Consider the following 20,374-nt stretch of genomic DNA (forward strand, 5'->3'; position numbering starts at 1 on the left):
AGACCGGCGGGTCCGTTCTGACATGCCACCCGCCGGTCGAAGGCGGGCAAGCCCCATCACGCGTTCTCATCGCCGCCGGCACTTTGGTGTGCCGGCGGCTGAAGTAAGGGAGTCCGCGCCATGTTCAGCAGGCACTGGGACGAGGGCAAGAACAACTTTGCCGTTGATCCGCCCAACGCCACCGTGTCCGTCCTGGGCGGCGACGGCTCGAAGGTGAGCGACGCCGTGGTGACCCTGAAGGCGCCCAAGCTCGAGGGCGGCAACCTCACCTTCGACGTGGCGGTGCTGGAGGGCAACTTGGACGGCGCGAGCGGGCCGGCGGCCCTGTTCATCGACGATTTTGGCCGCTACTGGCACGCCCCTGCCTATCATGGCGCCTGGTACGGGCGGTCGGGGGTCTCCAATTATAGTGCGGCCTATGCGGCCGAGAACTCGGCCGTGATCCCGAATGTGTGCGGCTACTACCCGTACTCGCCCTGCGGCAACGAGTGAGGGTCCTTGCGGCGGAAGGATCCGGCAAGCCAAGGATCCGGCAAGACATGGAACCCGGCAAGACATGGAGCCCGGCTCAGCATACCAGGCCGTCCGGCTCCAGCGGCGCCTCCGTCACGCCGATAACCGTCACAGCGCGACAGCATGGTGTGCACGGCTGGACAGCGGACGGAGAGTAGGCTCAGCATGAGCGGCACAAGAGGATTCTGTCCCATGAGCTCTCGACCTTCGACGAGGCTTGCCGCCGCCCTGCTGGTGACCCGCCTCGGACCAGCCTCCGCCCGCGCCGGGCCATGTGCGTCCGACGCGGCGGCCTGTTCAAGGGTGCCGGAGGCAGCTCGCACGGTGTCGGGCCGCTGATGCAGGCACGTCGCGATCACAGCCTGCGAGATGCCTGCGACGCGACGGCGCTCCGACGACCCCGCCGGGGTTCCCATTTCCGTCCGAAGAGGTGAGGCCATGCCGTCGCGCCGTCACCCCAAGGTGAGAAGCGGCCTGCTGCTGGGCCTGACCCTTCTCGGGCTCTACGGTCTTCTCGCCTACGTGGCCCTGCCATCGGCGTGGTCCCATTACGAGCACCAGCGCGGCCTCGAGGGTCAGCCCATGCTGACCCACACGGCGCAGGGCATCCCCGGTGATCCCCTGAATGTGGGCCTCGTCGGCTCGCAGGAGGATATCGTGCGAGCCATGCACAGTGCCGGCTGGCATCCGGCCGACCCGATCACCTTCCGGACCAGCCTTGCGATCATCGGCAGCGTGGTCCTCGACCGGCCGGATCCGGATGCCCCGGTCAGCCCCCTGTTCTACGAGGGACGACGGGAGGATCTCGCGTTCGAGAAGCCGGTGGGCTCGAGCGCCGACCGTCGGCACCATGTCCGGCTCTGGAAGGTTCTGGCGCGCGGGCAGGAAGGCCGGCCGGTCTGGCTCGGTTCGGCGACCTTCGACCGCGGCGTGGGCTTGAGCCGATACACGGGCCAGGTCACCCATCACATCGATCCGGACATCGATGCGGAGCGTGACGGATTAATCTCCGATCTCGTGCAGGCCGGCATGGTCGAGGTGCGTTATCAGGTGTCGGGAATCGGGCCGACGCTGAGCGGACGGAACGGCGAAGGAGACCGCTACTCCACCGATGGGGAGATCTGGATGGCCGTCCTCGTTGCCGCCGGGCAAAGGCGCTCGCAGCCACCCGAAACCTTGCCCAGCCCGGCGCTCGTTGCGGCGAAGGATGCGATCTGGAACGCCGTCATGGGCTCATCGCCGCAGCCGTGAAGCGACCTCGCCTACCCTCGCAGGGTGCTCGACATCCCGGCCGCCACCTCTTGAGGGAAGAAGATCGCTGGCCCGCCTGGTGACGCCAGCTCCGAGCGCATCGTGCGAAAAACCGGACCCGGTTTTTCGCGTCGAACGATGCGCCGCTTAAGGGGTTGAGCATCGGACGTGAAAAGTGGGAACCGGCTTTTCGTGAAAAGATGCCCCAAACAATAGCTCAAGCATCGGGCGTGAGTGCGACGACACGTCCGATGCTTGAGCGCGAAGCAAGGCGTGACGCGGCGCATTCGTGTCGCGCTCCTTGGTATGCGGCTGCTGCTCGCCGGCGCACCGTTCGAACCGTTGGAGGCATCCCGCCGCGATGAGGTCCGCCGCACTGCGACCATCTCGGCCTTCCAACCCGAATGCCTGGCCCTGCAAGCGGGCCTCACAGACCGCGAGGAGCGGGTCGTCAACGAAACGGTCTTCGGAACCGGCAGGGCTCGACGGCTCGGACATGCAGGCATGCTTCACGTCTCTCGTCCTCACGCGAGTCTGGCCAGTCTGGGCCCGCTATCGGGGCGCGACGCCGGCCGTCAGCCATCTCGCCGCGCGATGCCAGGGCCATAACCGTCGTTCAGCGGGCGCACTCCACGGGAACCCGATAGGTGCCGTCAACGAGGATCGTGCGGCAGGGCACCCCGTTGATGATCTGAACCTCGTTCGGCGCGGCATAGGGGAAAATCGCATTGGGCGTGCCGGAGATCGGGCGACCCGCAAGGATGCGCCCGCCTCCCTCCTCGACCCGGATGCTCCCCGTTGAACTCGGTTCGAACGTCCCGGCCGCGACCCGACCGGCGCATTCCACCGGGACGCGCACGTTGCTGCCCTGTACGAGGACCGTCCGGCACGGCACGCCGTTGATGATCTGGACCTCGTTCGGAGTCGCGTAGGGGAAGAGCGAGGTGGGCGTGCCCTGAATGGGATTGGGCTGCGACTGGGCAAAAGCAAACCCGGCGCAAGCTGTCAACGCCGCACCGACGAGCATGGTCAGAATCTTCATGGAAACCTCCTCTCCGCAGGATGGCGAAGCATGTCACATGGCATGGGGCACGGATGGAGCGCTGCGGATGCATCCGTGTCGCGCGGTCTCACTCCCAAGACGAGAGGATCGCCTGACCCGACCTGTCGATCCCGCGGGCGCGCCTGCGCGTGCGATGGGACGGCCGTGCACGCGACAGCGGCAAAAGGAGCGCAAGCGATGTGCAGTGCATACGCTGTCCTCCCCGATACGAACCGATCGGTGTCAGGGACCATCCCGGGCTCCAGGAGGTCTCGGGTTGTCCTTGGCTGCTTCACTCTCTGGCGACGAGACTACCCGATCCCGACGCCGTTGCTTGACCATCGGAGCCATCGGCTTGACATCACGGGACACGCGCCGCCTTTATTCCACCCTCAGAGAGTCCAGGCCCGGCCGGGCAGACCAGGCAAGCCTGCTCCCATGCCCGAACCCATGGCCAAGCTCATCATCCGACACATTTCGTGATTGGTTCGGTTCCGTTCATCTCAGGTAGTCTACAAGACATGGAAATTTGTGAAGGGTCCGAGCAACCTTTCAGGCTCCGTCACGCGTTGATTCGTGGATGGGGCCGCAACAGCCAAGGTCGCGGCTGAGGTGCCGGCACGAAAGGGAACCATGACACGCTGGTGGCGACATACCCTTCTTGCGGTGGCTGGCCTTGCTGTTGCCCTTCCCGTTCGCATTCAGCTGGATCTTGGCCATGGGCCCAGCCTGTCCATCCTGGACGAGGCTGCGCTTGCCAAGGACAACGGCGGGAACGGAAACGGCGGGGGGAATGGCAACGGAGGCGGAAACGGGGGAGGCCAGGGTAACGGCGGCGGCAACGCAGGCGGCGGGAATAACGGCGGAGGCAAATCCGATGGCGGTCGGGGCGGAGGTCCCGGCAACGGCAACGGCGGCAATCAGGGAAATGCCGGAGGCAATGGTAATGGCAATACCGGCGCCAACGGAAACGGCGGCGGACGGAGCGGCGGCAATGCCGGCGCCAGGGCAGGAAGCGCGAATGACAACAGCGGCAAAGGCAATTCGAACGCGGGCGGTCTTGGTGGCGGCGTAGGCGGCGGCAGGAGCAACGGCAACGACAGCAACGGCAACGACAGCAAGGGCAATGCCAATGGCGCCGGCAACGGCAGCAAGGGCAATGCCAGCGGGAACGGGAACGCCGGCATCAACAATGGAACCGGTGCGGCTTCGGCGAGCCGTGCGGGAACCGGCAACGCCGGCGCGCCGCACCCTGGAAGCGCGACGGGCGGCACAGGCTCTCGGGTCGCCGACAAGGCCCGGACGAGCGCCGGCCAAGCCTCGGCCGGCCAGAGCAAGGCCCGCGCATCGGCATCGCGGGATCACGGTCCGGCCAAGTCCGCATCCAAGTCCGCATCCAAGTCCCCATCCAAGTCCGCATCCAAGTCCACGGCCGAGTCCACGGCCAGATCCGCGGCAAAGGCCGCGGCGCGCAAGCCGGCGGCCCGCATGGTGGCGCCCGTCCAAACCCCGCTGCCGGCAGCCCTTCCTGTCGCCGAAGAAATCGACCGGCGCCCGAAGCCGCGGCAATCCACGCGCTCGATCGTGGCGTCGGGCCTGTCGCCCGAGAACCTGGGCCGGTTGACAGCTCAGGGCTTCCGCATCGAGGCCAGGACCCAGGGCAGCATCACCGCTCAGGTGGTCAGGCTGCGGGCCCCGGCGGGTCTGTCGGTCGCCGAGGCCCGGCGATTGGTCCGTCTCGCCGATGCGAAGGCCTCGGTGGATTTCGACCAGTTCTACTACCTCGACGAGCACACGCCCGCCTGCGCGGGCCCCGAGTGTCTGGTCCAGCCTCCCGTGGATTGGACATCGCTCGTGAAATGGTCGGATGCCGAGACGCCTCAGTGCGGCCCCGCTCCCCTCATCGGGCTGATCGATACCGGGGTCAATGTGGAGCACCCGGCCCTGAAGGGGCAGGCGGTCGAGGTCATCGCCCAGCCGGAGCGCCATGCGGCCGCGTCGCTGCAGGATCACGGCACGGCGGTCGCGGCCCTTCTCGTCGGACGGCCGGCAAGCCGGACGCCGGGTCTCCTGCCGCAGGCGCGGATCATGGCGGTCGATGCCTTCTACCGGGATGGCGGCACGGCCGACCGGACCGACGTCATGACGCTCGTGGCCGCGATCGAGGCCCTGGCGGAGCGTGGGGTCCGGGTGATGAACATGAGCCTGTCGGGACCGGCCAACGAGGTTCTGCAAAAGGCCGTTGCGGCCGCCCAGGCCAAGGGCATCGTGTTCGTGGCCGCGGCCGGCAACAACGGTCCCGGGGCCGAGCCGTCCTACCCGGCGGCCTATCCGGGCGTCATCGCGGTGACGGCCATCGACCACGACCTCAATGTGTACCGGCGCGCCACCCGCGGGCCCTATGTCGACCTGTCCGCACCCGGGGTGAACGTGTGGACGGCCTCGGCGGAGGGCAACGGCCTGCTGAGGACGGGAACCTCCTATGCGGTTCCGTTCGTCTCCGCTGCCGCAAGCCTGGTGCTCGCATCGAGTCCCACCCTGGACGTCAGGGAGGTCCAGTCGCGCCTCGAGCAGAACACGCGCGACCTCGGCCAGCCCGGGCGCGATCCCGTTTTCGGCTTCGGCCTCATCCAGATGGCGGGGCTGTGCGAACCGCCGGAAGCCTCTCCGGCCATTGCCGCGGCACCGGCGCAGTCCTCCGACGCGTCGGCTCAGGGTGCGTTCGTGGACCAGCCGTGATCGGCCGGCGCCCGTCCGACGGGCCGGCGCTCGCGCGGGCCGTGCCCAACGGCCAGGCGCGGCCGGTGCGGATGCCCGGCGCGGGCCGGGATCGCGGTGCGCACCGCCTGCTGGAGCAGCCGCAGCTCCTCCTGCAGGGCCGCCAGACGCGCGAGCAGCTCGGCATCGCTGAGCGGCCCGGCCGGCTGCTCCTCGCACCGCCCAACCGCCCGGATCTTGCGCAGCAGGGCCGGACCGATCGCCGGGGTGGACAGCCAGCGCGCATCCGGGATCGCCGCCACCTCCCCGAGGCTCGGGCAGCGGCCGGCGAACTCGCCGCAGATCACCGATTGCAGCCGGGGGGAGAAATGGCTCAGGGGAAAGAGTTCGTCCCGCGACATGGGCTTTGATCCTCGGGCTTTGATCCTCGGGCTTTGATCCTGGGGCTTCGATCCTGGGGCTTCGATCTTCTCGCTTCGATCCTGGCGTTCGGGTCCGGGTTCGACCGGAGCCCTATCGCAGAAGCCGATCGTGTCTGCTCCGGGGCTGAATCAAGGCCAAGCCTGGGCATTGCCCGAACCTATCCTTTTGGACCCGCGACCTCACGGGTCCGTCCGATGCGCTAGCCCAGGCGGGCACGAATGACCATCACCCCTGCCAGGGTCAGAGCCGCGAAGGCGGCTCCCGCCAGAAACGTGCCCTGGGGTCCGACGCTGTCCCAGAGCGCTCCGGCAAGGACGCTCGCCAGCAGCAGCGCCACCCCGGTGACCAGGTTGAACATGCCAAAGGCCGTGCCGCGCAGTTCCGCCGGGGCCGCTTCCGCCACCAGGGTGGCGAGCAGGCCCTGGGTGAACCCCATATGCAGCCCCCAGAGCGCAACGCCGACCACCAGAGGCCCCAGCCCGGACGCGAAGGCCAGGACCAGATCGGCCGCCACCAGCATCAGCAGCCCGACGACCAGGAGCGTCACGCGGTCCATGCGGTCGGCCAGCACCCCGACCGGATAGGCCGATAGGGAATAGGCCACGCCCATGATGACCAGCACGAGGGGAACGAACGCCACCGGCAAGCCCACCGACTGGGCCCGGAGCAGCAAAAAGGCTTCGCTGAACCGCGCCAGGGTGAACACGGCGGCCACCGCCACCACCCACCAGTACATGGCGCCCAGCCGGCGAAGCTCGCTCCGGCTCAAGGGCATGCGCACCCGGCGCAGCCCTGGCGGGCGCTCCGGCTCCCTGACCCCGATCAGCAGCACGGCCACGGCCAGAACGGCCGGCACGACGGCGATCCAGAACACCGTCTGGAAATGATCGGCTGTCAGCCACATCAGCCCGATGGCCAGCAATGGCCCCGTGAAGGCCCCGATGGTGTCGAGGGACTGGCGCAGCCCGAAGCTCGCCCCGCGCAGGTGCGGCGGCGCGATGTCGGCCACCAGGGCGTCGCGCGGCGCGCCGCGGATGCCCTTGCCGATCCGGTCGAGGAAGCGCGCCGCGACGAGGCCGTCGATCCCGGACGCCATCGGGAAGATCGGTTTGGTGAGCGCCCCGAGCCCGTAGCCGAGAACCGCCAGGAGCTTGCGCCGGCCGAGCCAGTCGCTGAGGGCGCCGGAGAAGATCTTGGTGATGGAGGCGGTGGATTCGGCAATGCCCTCGATGATCCCGACCGCGAGCGCCGAGGCGCCGAGCACGGACACCATGTAGACAGGCAGCAGGGCGTGGATCATCTCGGACGAGATGTCCATCAGCATCGACACGAAGCCGAGAACCCAGACGCCTGTCGGAATCCCCTGGCGGTTCACGCGGTGAGAGCCCTCGTCCACTGTCGTTCCCATGTGCCCCTGCCTATGCGCTCCTGCCGGTTCGAGCTGAGCGTTTCACAGAGGCTGTTAGGAAGTCTGCCGTCGCCTGTCCAGATGCGCCCTACGGGTGCGCCGGGCGTTCGAACGCTCGGCCGCAGCCCTTCCGCCGCATCCTGGCCCGAGACCGGGACGAAACGGTCGGACCTCAGGTCGAGCCCTTCGCCGGTCTGCGGGGCCGCCTGGTCTTGGCCGGGGCTTCGGATGCGGCCTCAAGGGCCTCGACCGCTGCGACGGGGGGCGCCTCCTCGACCGTCGCGTCCGAGCGGTCCGATGCGGCGTCGGATGACCGGCCCTCGGCCTGGAGGGCCCGTTCTGCCTCCAGCCAATGGTCCTCGGGATTGCCGCTCCGGCCCTGGCGCTCCCAGATCTCGTAGGCTCTCGTGCGAATCCTCTCCTCGCGATGATCCATGCTTGGCCTCCTGGGGCAGTGGCTTCGAGACTGTCGAATGTGGGACGCCGCCTCCCGGCGACAACGGCCCTTGACTTGCGCAATGCTGCCGCGCCCCTGCATGGGCCTTGCGGATGTACGCGATCCGGCATGCCGCCTCAGGCGACGCCGTCAGCCTCGACCCCTCTCAGGAAACGGGAGATCACACCGGCCAGGAGCCTCTCGTCCTCCCGATGGGGCACGTGCCCGGCTCCGGGAAGGATGCAGGCCGTGCCGCGCCCGGCCGCGATACGGCGGGGATGTTCGGCGGATCCGTACTCGTCGCGCTCCCCGTGAACGGCCAGCACCGGGCAGCGGACCCCTGCCAGGGCCTCGTTCAGGGACCAATGGGCGAAATCGGGCGACAGCCAGGTGCCGATCCAGGCCTCGACGGCCCAGAGGGCCTTGTCGCCGTGGTATCGCGCCAGGCGCGCACGATGGGCCGGATCCTGGAAGTCGCGCTGCGCGACGCGGATGCCCGCGAGGGTTCTGTCCTCGACGAAGGCCTGGGCGGCGACCGTGACGAGCGCGCGGCAGCGGGCGGGAAAGCGGGCGGCCGTCTCGACGGCCATGCCGCCCCCGACGCTGTGGCCGCAGGCGATGAAGTCCTGCACGTCGAGCTGCTCGCACACCCGTGGGACGACGTGCTGCGCCTCCCGGGCGACGAAATCGAACGGCAGCCGCCCCGGATAGGGATCTGACCGGCCGAAGCCGAGACGGTCATAGGCGATCACCCGCCGGCCGGTCGCGGCCGCGAGAGCCTTCGGGAAACTGCGCCACAGCTCGACGCAGCCGAGGGAATCGTGCAGCAGCAGGATCGGCGCGTGCGTCGCAGGAGCCTCCGGCGTCCAGATCCTGGCGAAGAGGCTGCCCCCGTCGACCGGAATCCGGGTGTCCTGCTCGTTGATCGTGACCGGCGGGCTATCGGGCATGGCGGCGTTCGGCCTTGTCTCGTTCGGGGACGGCTTACCGCGCCCGACGACATGCGGCAACGCCCGGACGGAGCGGCGCCCGCGCCCCCTATGCGTTGTCACCGTGAATGGCCGCGATCACCGCATCCGTGACCTGACGGGTCGTGGCCTGGCCGCCGAGATCCGGCGTATGCAGCGAGGGATCGGCCGTCGCCCGCTCGATCGCCCGCATGAGGCGCTCGGCGGCCGGCTTCTCGCCGAGATGCTCCAGCATCATGGTGGCCGTCCAGAACGTGCCGACCGGATTGGCGATGCCCTTGCCGGTGATGTCGAAGGCGGAGCCGTGGATGGGCTCGAACATCGACGGGAAATTCCTCTCCGGGTTGAGGTTCGCCGTGGGCGCGATGCCGAGGGAGCCGGCGAGCGCCGCAGCCAGATCCGACAGAATGTCCGCATGCAGGTTGGTGGCCACGATGGTGTCGAGACTCTGGGGCTTGAGGGTCATGCGCATGGTCATGGCGTCGACCAGCATCTTGTCCCAGGTCACGTCCGGGAAGTCCCGCGCCACCTCGGCGGCGATCTCGTCCCACATGACCATGCCGTGGCGCTGGGCGTTCGATTTCGTCACCACCGTCAGGAGCTTGCGCGGCCGCGACTGCGCGAGCCTGAAGGCATAGCGCATGATGCGGGTGACGCCGGCCCGGGTGAAGATCGACACCTCCGTGGCCACCTCCTCCGGCAGCCCCCGGTGCGAGCGGCCGCCCTGGCCGGCGTACTCGCCCTCGGAGTTCTCGCGCACGATCACCCAGTCGAGATCCCTCGCGGCCACGTTGCGCAGAGGCCCTTCGATCCCCGGAAGGATGCGTGTCGGGCGCACGTTCGCGTATTGATCGAACGGCTGGCAGATCGCCAGGCGCAGGCCCCACAGGGTGACGTGATCGGGAACGTCCGGCGCGCCCACGGCGCCGAAATAGATCGCATCGAAGCCTTTGAGCGTCTCGCGGCCGTTCTCCGGCATCATGACGCCATGAGCCTTGTAGTAGTCCGAGCCCCAGTCGAAGGTCTCGACATCGAGCCGGAAGCTCCCGTCGCGGGCCGCGAGGGCGTGAAGGACCTCGACGCCGGCCGCGATGACTTCCTTGCCGATTCCATCGCCCGGGATGGCGGCGATCTTGTAGCTGTTCATGATGGCACCTGGTGTTGTCGGCCGCCGGACGGGCGGCGGCCGAGGATCGTGTCGGGTTCGATTAGCCGAGCGCCTCGGCCACGGCCTTGCCGGTGGTCTCGGTTCCGGCATTCCCGCCGAGATCGCGGGTGCGCAGGGTCCGCTCGCTCAGGACGTCCTCGATGGCCTGGACGATGGCGGCGGCCGCTTCGGTTTCGCCGAGATGCTCCAGCATCATGGCGCCGGCCCAGATCTGGCCGATGGGGTTGGCGACACCCTGCCCGGCGATGTCGGGTGCCGAGCCGTGGACCGGCTCGAAGAGCGACGGGAAGTCGCTGTTCGGATTGATGTTGCCCGAGGGCGCGATGCCGATGGTGCCCGTGCAGGCGGGCCCGAGATCGGACAGGATGTCGCCGAACAGGTTCGACGCGACGACCACGTCGAACCAGTCGGGATGCAGCACGAAATGGGCGGTCAGGATGTCGATGTGGTACTTGTCCCAGGTCACGTCCGGATAGCGCTTGGCCATCTCCTCCACGCGCTCGTCCCAGTAGGGCATGGTGATCGAGATACCGTTCGACTTGGTGGCCGAGGTCAGGTGCTTCTTGGGCCGCTTCTGCGCGAGGTCGAAGGCGAATTGCAGCACACGGTTGACGCCGATGCGCGTCATCACGGTTTCCTGGATGACGACCTCGCGGTCGGTGCCGGGAAACATCTTGCCGCCGATGGACGAATACTCGCCCTCGGTGTTCTCGCGCACCACCCAGAAGTCGATGTCGCCGGGCTTGCGGTTGGCGAGCGGTGTCGGCACGCCCGGCATCAGCCGCACGGGCCGCAGGTTGATGTACTGGTCGAACTCGCGCCGGAACTGCAGCAGCGACCCCCAGAGCGAGACGTGGTCCGGGATCTTCTCCGGCCAGCCGACCGCTCCGAAGAAGATGGCATCATGCGAGCCGATCTGCTCCTTCCAGTCCTCGGGCAGCATGCGGCCGTGCCTGGCGTAGTAGTCGTAGGACGAGAAGTCGAAATGATCGAGTTGCAGGTCGAAGCCGAATTTCTTGGCCGCGGCCTCCAGGACGCGCACGCCCTCGGGGGTGGTTTCCTTGCCGATGCCGTCGCCGGGAATGACGGCGAGCCGATAGCGCTTCTTGTGATCCGATGCCATGTGAAAATCCGTGTGAAGATCCGTTCGTCTGTCATGAAGGCCTGGGGCGGTCGTGGACCCGTCCGGCACGCGCATCCGCCCCCGGGTGTTACTGTCCCGTAACGCCCGAGGCCTTGATGACGGGAACCCATTTGTCAATCTCGGCGCTGACGAGCTTGGCGAGCGCCTCCGGCGTCTGGCCCGCCTCGTCAGGGAGTTCGGCGCCGAGGTCGAGCAGGCGCTTGCGCGTGGTCTCGTCCTGGAGGGCGGCCCTGGCGGCGGCGTTCAGCCTCGTGACGATCTCCTTGGGCGTTCCCTTGGGGGCGAAGAGCGCGTTCCATCCGGTCGCCTGGAATTGCGGCAGCCCCTGTTCGGCCGATGTCGGCACGTCCGGGATGACCGGGAGGCGGTTGGGAACCGCGACCACGAGGCCGTTCGCCTCCTTCGCCTGCACAGTCGGCACGATGGCAACCGTCTGATCGCAGACGTAATCGACCTGGCCGCCGAGCAGTGCGTTCAGGGCCGGGCCCGAGCCGCGGAAGGGCACGTGCTGCGGCTTGACGCCGAGCAGGGATTCCAGGAACAGACAGGTCAGATGCGAGGTCGACCCGACGCCGCCCGAACCGTAGTTCATCTTGGGCGCGTTCGCCTTCAGATAGGCGATGAATTCCTTGAAGTCCTTGACCGGCAGGTCCTTCTTGGCGACCACGAGCATCGGTGTGGCGGCCGAGTTCATGATCGGCTCGAAATCAGTGCGCGGATCGTAGGCCAGCTTGGGATAGAGGCCGACGCTCGCCGCCTGCGTGCCGAGATTGCCCATCAGGATCGTGTACCCGTCCGGTTCGGCCTTCGATACGCGGGTCACGCCGACGGTGCCTCCTGCGCCGGTGACGTTCTCGACCACGAGCTGCTGGCCGAGCGTGCGACCCATGTGGTCGGCCATGAGGCGGGCCACCACGTCGGTCGTGCCGCCGGCGGAAAACGGAACCACCAGGGTGATCGGCCGTGTCGGGTAGGTTCCCTGCGCCTGTGCGGCTGTCGCGACGAAGCCCAAGGCGAGTGCGGCGGTCAAGAGAGCTTTCTTCATCGTCGTGTCCTTCCCTCAAGGATTTTTGGGCGACAGCGGGCGCGTCTCGCCGCCCTTGGTCCGAGATTTATGCATCTCGTGGCCCTGTCCATCTGCCCCTGAATGCCCCTGCCTCACACGAGCGTGGTTGGCTTCCTCGGTTGCGTTTAAGCTTCCATGGAAGTTGGCATGCAAGAACAGTGATCGCGACATGGCCTGTTTGTCAAGCATCCATTCATTCTTGTATGGAAGAGCGCAGGGACGCATGTTGAGGCGGGAGGCCCCATGGCGAGCAAGGTGAAGCAGGTGCGGACGGCCGCGACCGTGAGGAAGCCGTCGCTGGTGGAGGACGCCTACAGGGCGCTCAAGGACGCGATCCGCGACAACGTCTTCCCGCCCGGCTACCAGGGCTCCGAGCAGGAGATCGCCCTGCGGCTCGGCATGAGCCGGACCCCAGTGCACGAGGCCATCATCCGCCTGCAGGAGGACGGCCTCGTCCGCGTGCTCTCCAAGCGGGGCGTGCAGGTCTGTCCGCTCTCCCCGGACGACATTCGGGAGATCTACGACGTGGTCATCGCCATCGAGGCCCGCGCGGCGGAGCTTCTCGCCGCTCTGCCCCTCGAGGCTCGGAGCCAGGTCGCCAAGGAGCTCGAGGAGGCGACCGCGCGCATGGAACAGGCCCTTCGCAGGGACGATCTTCATGCCTGGGCGACGGCCGACGACCAGTTTCACCGCCTTCTTGTGGAGCGGTGCGGCAACAGCCGCATTCTCCGGATCGCCCAGACCATCACCGACCAGGCCCATCGGGCCCGGATGCTCACCCTCAGGCTCCGGTCGAAGCCGACCGGATCGGCCGCCGCCCACAGGGCCATGGCCGAGGCGATCCGGACGGGCCAAGTGGCCGAGGCCCATCACCAGGCCCGCCAGCACCGGATCGACGCCCGGGACGAGCTTCTCCCGCTGATCGCGAGCGTCGGCATCAAGCACCTGTGAGGCGCGCGACGAGGATCATTCGGCCAGTTCGCGCATGACCTTGATCAGGTCCGACTTGCCCTCGAACCCGATGCCGGGCAGCTCCGGCATGACGATGTGGCCGTTCTCCACCCGCACGCTGTCCGGGAAGCCGCCATAGGGCTGGAACAGGTCCGGATAGCTCTCGTTGCCGCCGAGCCCGAGACCGGCCGCGATGTTGAGCGACATCTGGTGACCGCCGTGCGGAATGCACCGGGACGGCGACCAGCCGAACTGCTCGAGCGCGTCGAGGGTGCGCAGATACTCCACCAGCCCATAGGACAGGGCGCAGTCGAACTGAAGCCAGTCGCGGTCCGGCCGCATGCCGCCGTAGCGCAGGAGATTGCGGGCGTCCTGATGGGAGAACAGGTTCTCGCCGGTCGCCATGGGGCCGGGATAGAACTCGGACAGCGCCGCCTGGAGCGCGTAGTCGAGGGGATCTCCGGCCTCCTCGTACCAGAACAGCGGGTAGTGGCGCAGCATCTTGGCGTAGGCGATCGCGGTCTCGAGATCGAAGCGTCCGTTCGCATCGACCGCGAGCTGCGCCTGGGATCCGATCTCAGCGAGCACGGCCTCGATCCGGCGCTGGTCCTCGGCGATCGAGGCACCGCCGATCTTCATCTTCACGACGTTGTAGCCGCGGTCGAGATAGCTGCGCATCTCGGCCCGCAGGGCACCGTCGTCCTTGCCCGGATAATAGTAGCCGCCGGCGGCATAGACGAAAACCCGCGGATCGGCCTCGCGGCCCTTGCGCTCGGCCAGCAGGCGGAAGAGCGGCTTGCCGGCGATCTTGGCGGTGGCGTCCCAGATCGCCATGTCGAGGGTGCCGACCGCCACCGAGCGCTCGCCGTGCCCGCCGGGCTTCTCGTTCTTCATCATCGTGGCCCAGATCTTGTGAGGATCCAGGTTGTCGCCGCTCTCGTCGCGCAGGCTCTCAGGAGCAGCCTCGAGGATCCGGTCGCGGAAGCGCTCGCGGATGAGGCCGCCCTGGCCGTAGCGGCCGTTCGAGTTGAAGCCGTAGCCGACGACGCGGCGGCCGTCGCGCACCACGTCGGTCACCACGGCGACAAGGCTCGTCGTCATCTTGGTGAAGTCGATATAGGCGTTACGGATCGGCGAGGCGATCGGCTGGGTGATTTCGCGGACGTCGATGATGCGCATGGACAACCTTCTCGCGTTTGGAGGATGCGGATTGGCGGTCTTCATACGCCTGGACAGGCCCGGCGGGCCAATGCCAAGATCGGTTCGCGTTATGCGTGATCGGCATCGACATGGACCTGACCTGGCTCGAGGATTTCCTGGCTCTGGCGGAGCAGAAGAACTTTTCGCGGGCCGCCGAGGCCCGCAACGTGTCGCAGCCGGCCTTCAGCCGTCGCATTCGTGCGCTCGAGGATTGGATCGGCACGCCCCTGTTCATGCGGGCGACCCAGGGGGCAAGCCTGACGCGGGCCGGGCTCCACTTCCGCCCCCTGGCCGAGGATCTGATGCGCAATCTGCATCGCGCGAGACGCGAGACGCGTTCCGCGGGCGAGCGCGAGACGGGATCGCTGGCGATTGCCGCGACGCACGCCCTGTCCTTCACCTTCTTCCCGGGCTGGATCCGCCGGCACATGCAGGTCGAGGCGCTCGGCACGCTCAACCTGATCTCGGACAGCCTGGAGGCCTGCGAGCAGATCATGCTCGGCGGCGAGGTGCATTTCCTGCTCTGCCACGCCCATGCGGATGCGCCGACGCGCTTCGACGCCAGCCGCTTCGAGAGCATCCGCGCAGGCGAGGATCTCCTGGTCCCGGTCTGCGCGCCCGATGCGGACGGCGGGCCCCTCTGGCCCCTTCCAGGCAGGACCGGGAGGCGGGCGCGGCTCCTCGCCTACAGCTCCGCGTCCGGGCTCGGCCGCATCCTGGCGGCGCATCCGGTCGGGAGCGCCGAAGCGGCGGGGCTCGAAAGGGCTTTCACCTCGCATCTGGCCGCCACCCTGATGACCATGGCCCGCGAGGGACACGGCGTCGCCTGGCTCCCGCTCGGGCTCGCCGAGGAGGATCTGGCGCGTCAGCGGCTGGTGCGGGCCGGACCCGAGCGGTTCGACATCCCGGTCGAGATCCGTCTGTTCCGGTCGCCCGACTGCCGCAACCACGCCGCGGACGAACTGTGGAGGCGTATTCTCGAACAGCCGAGCGGCCCGATGTGACCGGTCGTGAAGAGGCGATGCGCGCGAGGGACAGGTTTTCAGCCGTAGACCCGCCAGTCCTGCGCCGGCGCCACGTCGAACGGCAGGTCCTGGTCCTCGCTCGCGAGCGCCCGGATCTTGTCCTCGACCAGGTCGGCCAGGACGCTTCTCGGAGTGGCGGCTCGCACTTCGCTGACGGCCTCCCGGATCTGCTTCAGATCCCGGGGCGACAGCCTCGCCTCTCCTGAACCCTTGAGTTCCTGATTCGACGTCATGGACGATCCTCCGGCAGGGCCGACATGGCAATGAACGGGTACCCTTGCGGAGATCAGCCTAGGCGTGGCCGTTTGCTCGACGCATTGCGGGAAAATGACAATTCCGTAATGCGGCCGGCCGGGCTGTTCGGGAGCCGGGTCCGGGTGCCCGTGCCGGGGATCGGGTCTTCGTTCGCCTCAGGCGGCAGGCGTCAGATCGCCGAGAAGCGTCGGGATCAGCTCCGAGACCGTGGGGTGGATCGGCACCGCCCATTGCAGGGTCGGGTAGTCGGCGCCGGCATTCATCATGTCGAGGATGCCGTGGATCGCCTCGTCGCCGCCGGTTCCGAGAATGGCCGCGCCGAGGATCCTCTTCGTGTCGGCGTCGGCGACGATCTTCATGAAGCCTTTGGTCTCGTCCTTCTCGACCGCGCGACCGACCCGGGTCATGGGACGCTTGGATACGAGGAGCGGGCGGCCGGTCCTGCGCGCCTCCGTTTCCGTCATGCCGACCCGGCCGAGGGGCGGATCGATGTAGAGCGCATAGCCCAGGAGCCGGTCGCTCACCCGCCGCGAGGCCCCGTCGAGCAGATTGGCCGCGACGATCTCGTAATCGTTGTAGGCCGTGTGGGTGAACGCCCCGCGGCCGTTGCAGTCGCCGAGCGCCCAGATGCCGGGAACGCTGGTCGCCAGCGTGTCGTCGACGACGATCGTGCCGCGCGCATCGACGGCGACTCCCGCCCGGTCGAGGCCGAGATCGTCCGTGTTGGGCCGGCGCCCGACGGCGAGCAGCACGTGCGAGCCGATCACGACCGGCTCGCCGGACGTGCAGTCGACATCGACCGCCACGCCGTCCGCATGGGGCTTGAACCCGATGCAGCTAGCGTTGGTGCGCACCGTGATCCCCTCGCCGGTCAGAATGTCCCGGATGGCCTCCGACACGTCTTCGTCCTCGCGGGCGATCAGCCGCGGCCCCCTCTCGACAATGGTCACCTGCGCGCCGAACCGCCGGTACATCTGGGCGAATTCGAGCCCGATATAGCTGCCGCCCACCACCACGAGATGGCGCGGAAGCGTCTCGAGCTTCAGGATCGACGTGTTGGTGAGATAGGAGACCGTGTCGACGCCCGGCATGTCGGGAATGCTCGCGCGGCCGCCCACGTTGAGGAAGATGCGCGACGCCTGCAGGAGCCGGTCGCCCACGCGGATCGTATCGGGGCCCTCGAAACGCGCGTGACCTTCGATCACGGTGAGTCCGTCCATGCCGCGCAGCCAGGTTTCGATATTCGTGCGGGCATTCGTCGAGACCGTGTCGGCCCGGGCCCTGACGCGCTTCATGTCGATGGCGATGGGGCTTGCGATGGACACGCCGAATTCGGCACCGCGGCGGGCGAGATGCGCCGCATAGGCGCTCGCCACCAGGGTCTTGGTCGGCATGCACCCGGTATTGACGCAGGTGCCGCCGAACAGCTTGCGCTCGATGATGGCGACCTTCATGCCGGCTTTGGCCAGTCGTCCCGCAAGCGACGGCCCGGCCTGGCCGGCGCCGACCACGATGGCATCGAACGATTCGGTCATGGTATCGCTCCTACGATCAGGACCGCTCCGAGGATCGCGACGGCATCCTCGATGAGGGCGGCGGGACGATCCCTGCCGAAGGCGGCCGCAAGGCGCGCCCGGCCTTCCGCCCCTCCGAGGGTGCCGATGATCCCGCCCACGGCTCCCGCCACGAACCCGCCGAGGAAGGAGCCGCCCTGCGCGGCGATCGCCGCGCCGCACAGGCCGCCGACGATGATCCGGGTCGCGAAGGGAAGCGGGGTCTTGCGGCTCGGCGTGGTGGGAAGCTGGTCGCCGATCAGCTCGCCGATGGCGAGAACCGTCATGATCCACGGCGTGTAGCGGTAGCCCAGGAAGGCCAGCCAGGTCCCCTCGAGGTTGAGGAGGCCGAGGGAAGCCGCCCAGCTGACGGCAGCGGGAGCCGTCATGGCCCGCAGGCCGGCGATCACGCCGATCAGGAGCGCCAACACGTAAACGACCATCGCTGTCCCCTGCACTTTGCTCAAGCTTGCCCGCGGACGAGGCCTTTTTCAATCCCGGGCGGACAGCGCCTGCGACGGGCGCGGCCTCGTCCGTGGCGGCTAAAGCATCGGACGTGAAAAGTGGACTTGCACTTTTGGGATCCATCCGATGCTCTAAAGCAGGTCAGCGCGCGAGCGGCAGAAGAGCCCTCACGCGGGAATCGCGCAGCCAGAGGCCGGCCCAGAGCGCAATCCCGAGATAGACGCCGAACAGCGTATGGCTGAACAGCGGGCTGCCGATGCGCAGATGGGTGGCCACGGCGCCGCCGAGATAGGCGGTGATCAGGACCGCGCCCAGGACAGAGGTGCGCGGATGGGCGTGGAGCACGGCGGAGGCGAGGAGCACGACGCCGAGCGCGCGCCAGAGAGCGGGATCGGCCGGCCAGCCGAGCGGGATCACCGTGTCGATCACCACCTGAAGCGGCACCAGCTTGATCGCTCCGTCGAAGAGCAGGAACAGGATGACGAGCCCGCTCAGGGCTCGCCCGGTCCAGATCGCCGCACCGATTCGGGTGCTGGTGGATGCCGCCGGCGTGTCGGACATCGCGGTCATGGGGTCTCTCCTTCCCGATGGCTCAGGCCAATGCCGGGGCGCTCATGGCCTCCTGGGCCGCCGCGAGATCCATCCACATCACTTCCCAGATGTGACCGTCCGGATCCTCGAAGCTGCGGCCATACATGAAGCCGTAATCCTGCTTGGGCGCGGGATCGGCCCGGCCGCCGGCGGCCGCAGCCTTGGCGAGCGTTCCGTCGACCTGGTCGCGGCTGTCGGCCGACAGGCAGATCAGCACTTCGGAGGTTTCCCGGGCGTCGGCGATCCTCTTGGGCGTAAACTGGCGGAACTTGTCGTGGGTCAGGAGCATCGCATGGATCGTCTCCGAGAAGACCATGCAGGCGGCGGTGTGATCGGTGAACTGCTCGTTCTTCACGGCGCCCAGAGCCTCGTAGAACGCAATGGACTTGGACAGGTCGGCAACGGGCAGGTTCACGAAGATCATTTTGGGCATCGATCTCTCCCTCAAGCTTGTGGTTTGACAGTCATTCCATGGAAAGTTATAAATAGCAACTATGAAGTTAGAAAAAATAACCGAGCCTGTGAACAGCCGCCCCCGGCGCCGTTACGACGACGCCTGTGCGACCGCCCATGCCCTCGATCTGGTGGGGGAGCGCTGGGCTCTGCTGGTGATGCGGGAGCTGATGCTGGGGCCGAAGCGCTTCGGGGACCTGCGCGAGAGCCTGCCCGGCATCAGCGCCAACGTCCTCACCCAGCGCCTGGAGGGACTGGAAGCGTCCGGCATCCTCGTGCGACGCCGGCTGCCTCCGCCCGCGGCCGTGCAGGTCTACGAGCTGACGGAATGGGGCTACGAGAGCGAGCCAATCTTTCAGGCCCTCGGCCGCTGGGCCGCGCGCTCTCCGTCGCACGATCCCACCCTGCCGTTCAGCACGGCATCGCTGGTGCTGTCCATGAGGACCATGTTCGATGCCGGGCGGGCCGGCGGCCTGGACGCCCGGATCGGCCTTCGCGTCGGCGAGGAGACCTTCCTGGCCCGCCTGGCGGAGGGCCGCTTCGCGATCACCCACGGCTCCCTCGACGAAGCCGACGTGATCCTGTCGGGAATTCCGCCGGTCCTGGCCGGCGCGATCTATGGCGGCCAGACGCTGGAAGCCCTCGAACAAGTCGGCGCGCTCCAGGTCGAAGGCGACCGCGCCCTCGCCGATCGTTTCGTGAGCCTGTTCCCGCTCCCGACGAAGGCGTCGAGGCCCGCCTGAGGGATGTCGGGCGGGCGATGGCCGTCCTATCGCAGGGTCTCGTCGAACAAGGTGGTGAGCCGTTTCCAGTGCCGCTCGGCCCCGCCTTCGTCATAGACGCTGTGGTCGGACACCGCCCAGCCATGGGCCATGCCGACATAGTTCTCGATGATGTGGTCGATCTCCGCCCGGCGCAAAGCCTCGGCCAGCAGGGCCGATTGCTCCGGCGGGAAGCTGCCGTCGACCCCCGCGCTGCCCACATAGACGCGCCCCGTAATCGTCGCCACATGACGGTGCGGGCTGTCGGGCGCATCGCTGGCCAGCCGTCCGCCGTGGAAGCTCGCGGCGGCGGCGATGCGGTCGGGATAGGCGGCGGCCGCATGGAGAGCACGGCTCCCGCCCATGCAATAGCCGACCGTGCCGATCCGGCCTGTCGCCCCGGCCTCCGTCAGGGCATCGATGAACGCCGCCGAATCGCGCCGGGTCATGTCCTGGCTCGTGCCCTCGATCATGTTCCGCAGGGCGCTGCGGGAAGGCTCTTCGGAAAAGGCCGTCCTGGCATCGAAGGGGCCGTAATCGCCGAAGCGGTAGAAGAGGTCGGGAACGAGAACCGCATAGCCCTCAGCGGCGAGACGCTCGGCCATGGCGTCGAGGGCGGGACGGGGTCCGAAGGCATCCATGTAGAGAATGACGCCCGCGGCGGTCGGATGGTCCGGGCGGAACAGCCCGGCCCGGGCGGTTCCGTCTTCCGTTCGAATCGAAATATCCTGCTTGGCCAAGATCCTCTCCTCGTGTCTACGCCGCCTGTCGGAACCCTCGCCGGAAGCGGGCGTTTCCTGGCCTCTCCTATGAGGGCAGAGGCGCGTCCTTTCAAATGCGGTCACGCCTGCCGGGGTGCCAGGGCATCGATGATGACTCCTTCGCCAGATTGCGGTCGCCGAGCGGTTGGAGAGCGCGACAGGGACAAGAGCTTGTCCCCTCTGGACGCCGCGCCGGAGGGCACCGGCCGCTTCCGCTATCTC

At 67.9% G+C, this 20,374-nt stretch carries 22 protein-coding genes; 7 read left to right on the forward strand and 15 right to left on the reverse strand.

Features of this window, described 5'->3' with window-relative positions; all coding sequences use genetic code 11:
• Positions 1–120 precede the first annotated feature (120 nt).
• The 3 genes from OCW50_RS08645 to OCW50_RS08655 all read left to right on the forward strand — a co-directional run bounded on the left by OCW50_RS08645 (position 121) and on the right by OCW50_RS08655 (position 1,764).
• Complete coding sequence (locus OCW50_RS08645) at positions 121–492, forward strand: hypothetical protein (RefSeq protein WP_373371344.1); 372 nt, start codon at positions 121–123, stop codon at positions 490–492.
• Between the two features lie 213 nt (positions 493–705).
• Positions 706–852 carry a hypothetical protein gene (locus tag OCW50_RS08650; RefSeq protein ID WP_262297182.1) on the forward strand — a complete coding sequence of 49 codons (147 nt, stop codon included), beginning with the start codon at positions 706–708 and terminating at the stop codon, positions 850–852.
• 99 nt (positions 853–951) lie between these two features.
• On the forward strand, positions 952–1,764 hold the full coding sequence (locus OCW50_RS08655; RefSeq protein ID WP_262297183.1) for an LssY C-terminal domain-containing protein: 813 nt from the start codon (positions 952–954) through the stop codon (positions 1,762–1,764).
• Positions 1,765–2,380: 616 nt separating this feature from the next.
• Here the strand turns inward: OCW50_RS08655 and OCW50_RS08660 are convergent.
• Entirely contained in the window at positions 2,381–2,806 is a 426-nt protein-coding gene (locus OCW50_RS08660; protein WP_262297184.1) for a hypothetical protein, read from the reverse strand.
• A gap of 633 nt (positions 2,807–3,439) precedes the next feature.
• Between OCW50_RS08660 and OCW50_RS08665 the strand changes: the two genes are divergently transcribed.
• Entirely contained in the window at positions 3,440–5,545 is a 2,106-nt protein-coding gene (locus OCW50_RS08665) for a S8 family serine peptidase (protein ID WP_262297185.1), read from the forward strand.
• On the opposite strand, the gene OCW50_RS08670 is transcribed toward OCW50_RS08665, so the two are convergent.
• The 7 genes from OCW50_RS08670 to OCW50_RS08700 form a co-directional block, all read right to left on the reverse strand.
• Positions 5,518–5,925, reverse strand: a complete 408-nt coding sequence (locus OCW50_RS08670; RefSeq protein WP_262297186.1) for a hypothetical protein — start codon at positions 5,923–5,925, stop codon at positions 5,518–5,520. The two genes, OCW50_RS08665 and OCW50_RS08670, sit on opposite strands and share 28 nt — an antisense overlap.
• Before the next feature lie 221 nt (positions 5,926–6,146).
• Positions 6,147–7,355, reverse strand: a complete 1,209-nt coding sequence (locus OCW50_RS08675; protein ID WP_262297187.1) for an MFS transporter — start codon at positions 7,353–7,355, stop codon at positions 6,147–6,149.
• Between the two features lie 172 nt (positions 7,356–7,527).
• Positions 7,528–7,791: a DUF2934 domain-containing protein gene (locus OCW50_RS08680; protein WP_262297188.1), complete on the reverse strand. Its 264-nt coding sequence runs from the start codon at positions 7,789–7,791 to the stop codon at positions 7,528–7,530.
• A gap of 137 nt (positions 7,792–7,928) precedes the next feature.
• Positions 7,929–8,741 carry an alpha/beta fold hydrolase gene (locus OCW50_RS08685; RefSeq protein WP_262297189.1) on the reverse strand — a complete coding sequence of 271 codons (813 nt, stop codon included), beginning with the start codon at positions 8,739–8,741 and terminating at the stop codon, positions 7,929–7,931.
• An 88-nt stretch (positions 8,742–8,829) separates the two neighbouring features.
• On the reverse strand, positions 8,830–9,906 hold the full coding sequence (locus OCW50_RS08690) for a tartrate dehydrogenase (protein WP_262269070.1): 1,077 nt from the start codon (positions 9,904–9,906) through the stop codon (positions 8,830–8,832).
• A gap of 61 nt (positions 9,907–9,967) precedes the next feature.
• Positions 9,968–11,050: a tartrate dehydrogenase gene (locus OCW50_RS08695; RefSeq protein ID WP_262297190.1), complete on the reverse strand. Its 1,083-nt coding sequence runs from the start codon at positions 11,048–11,050 to the stop codon at positions 9,968–9,970.
• A gap of 88 nt (positions 11,051–11,138) precedes the next feature.
• Complete coding sequence (locus OCW50_RS08700) at positions 11,139–12,116, reverse strand: tripartite tricarboxylate transporter substrate-binding protein (protein ID WP_262297191.1); 978 nt, start codon at positions 12,114–12,116, stop codon at positions 11,139–11,141.
• Positions 12,117–12,380: 264 nt separating this feature from the next.
• Between OCW50_RS08700 and OCW50_RS08705 the strand changes: the two genes are divergently transcribed.
• Positions 12,381–13,088 (forward strand): GntR family transcriptional regulator, encoded by a 708-nt coding sequence (locus OCW50_RS08705; protein WP_262297192.1) that lies wholly within the window; start codon positions 12,381–12,383, stop codon positions 13,086–13,088.
• 15 nt (positions 13,089–13,103) lie between these two features.
• Here OCW50_RS08705 and OCW50_RS08710 read toward each other — a convergent pair whose 3' ends face one another.
• Entirely contained in the window at positions 13,104–14,273 is a 1,170-nt protein-coding gene (locus OCW50_RS08710; RefSeq protein ID WP_262269066.1) for a mandelate racemase/muconate lactonizing enzyme family protein, read from the reverse strand.
• 104 nt (positions 14,274–14,377) lie between these two features.
• Here OCW50_RS08710 and OCW50_RS08715 point away from each other — a divergent pair, with 104 nt between their 5' ends.
• A complete protein-coding gene (locus OCW50_RS08715) occupies positions 14,378–15,292 on the forward strand; it encodes a LysR family transcriptional regulator (RefSeq protein ID WP_262297328.1) in 915 nt (304 codons plus the stop codon).
• A gap of 38 nt (positions 15,293–15,330) precedes the next feature.
• Here OCW50_RS08715 and OCW50_RS08720 read toward each other — a convergent pair whose 3' ends face one another.
• From OCW50_RS08720 to OCW50_RS08740, 5 genes are all read right to left on the reverse strand, one after another.
• Positions 15,331–15,546 (reverse strand): hypothetical protein, encoded by a 216-nt coding sequence (locus OCW50_RS08720; RefSeq protein WP_262297193.1) that lies wholly within the window; start codon positions 15,544–15,546, stop codon positions 15,331–15,333.
• Between the two features lie 177 nt (positions 15,547–15,723).
• A complete protein-coding gene (locus OCW50_RS08725; RefSeq protein ID WP_262297194.1) occupies positions 15,724–17,103 on the reverse strand; it encodes an FAD-containing oxidoreductase in 1,380 nt (459 codons plus the stop codon).
• A complete protein-coding gene (locus tag OCW50_RS08730; RefSeq protein ID WP_262297195.1) occupies positions 17,100–17,564 on the reverse strand; it encodes a DUF4126 domain-containing protein in 465 nt (154 codons plus the stop codon). The genes OCW50_RS08725 and OCW50_RS08730 overlap by 4 nt, the downstream gene beginning before the upstream one ends.
• A gap of 163 nt (positions 17,565–17,727) precedes the next feature.
• Positions 17,728–18,156 (reverse strand): DoxX family protein, encoded by a 429-nt coding sequence (locus tag OCW50_RS08735; RefSeq protein ID WP_373371345.1) that lies wholly within the window; start codon positions 18,154–18,156, stop codon positions 17,728–17,730.
• Between the two features lie 22 nt (positions 18,157–18,178).
• Positions 18,179–18,610, reverse strand: a complete 432-nt coding sequence (locus OCW50_RS08740) for a VOC family protein (protein ID WP_262297196.1) — start codon at positions 18,608–18,610, stop codon at positions 18,179–18,181.
• Positions 18,611–18,671: 61 nt separating this feature from the next.
• On the opposite strand from OCW50_RS08740, the gene OCW50_RS08745 reads away from it, so the two are divergent.
• Positions 18,672–19,373, forward strand: a complete 702-nt coding sequence (locus OCW50_RS08745; protein WP_262269061.1) for a winged helix-turn-helix transcriptional regulator — start codon at positions 18,672–18,674, stop codon at positions 19,371–19,373.
• A gap of 26 nt (positions 19,374–19,399) precedes the next feature.
• Here OCW50_RS08745 and OCW50_RS08750 read toward each other — a convergent pair whose 3' ends face one another.
• Positions 19,400–20,131, reverse strand: coding sequence for a dienelactone hydrolase family protein (locus OCW50_RS08750; RefSeq protein WP_262269060.1), 732 nt, complete (start codon positions 20,129–20,131; stop codon positions 19,400–19,402).
• Positions 20,132–20,374 lie beyond the last annotated feature (243 nt).

The organism is Microvirga sesbaniae (assembly GCF_025460805.1).
GTDB classification, from domain to species: Bacteria; Pseudomonadota; Alphaproteobacteria; order Rhizobiales; family Beijerinckiaceae; genus Microvirga; species Microvirga sesbaniae.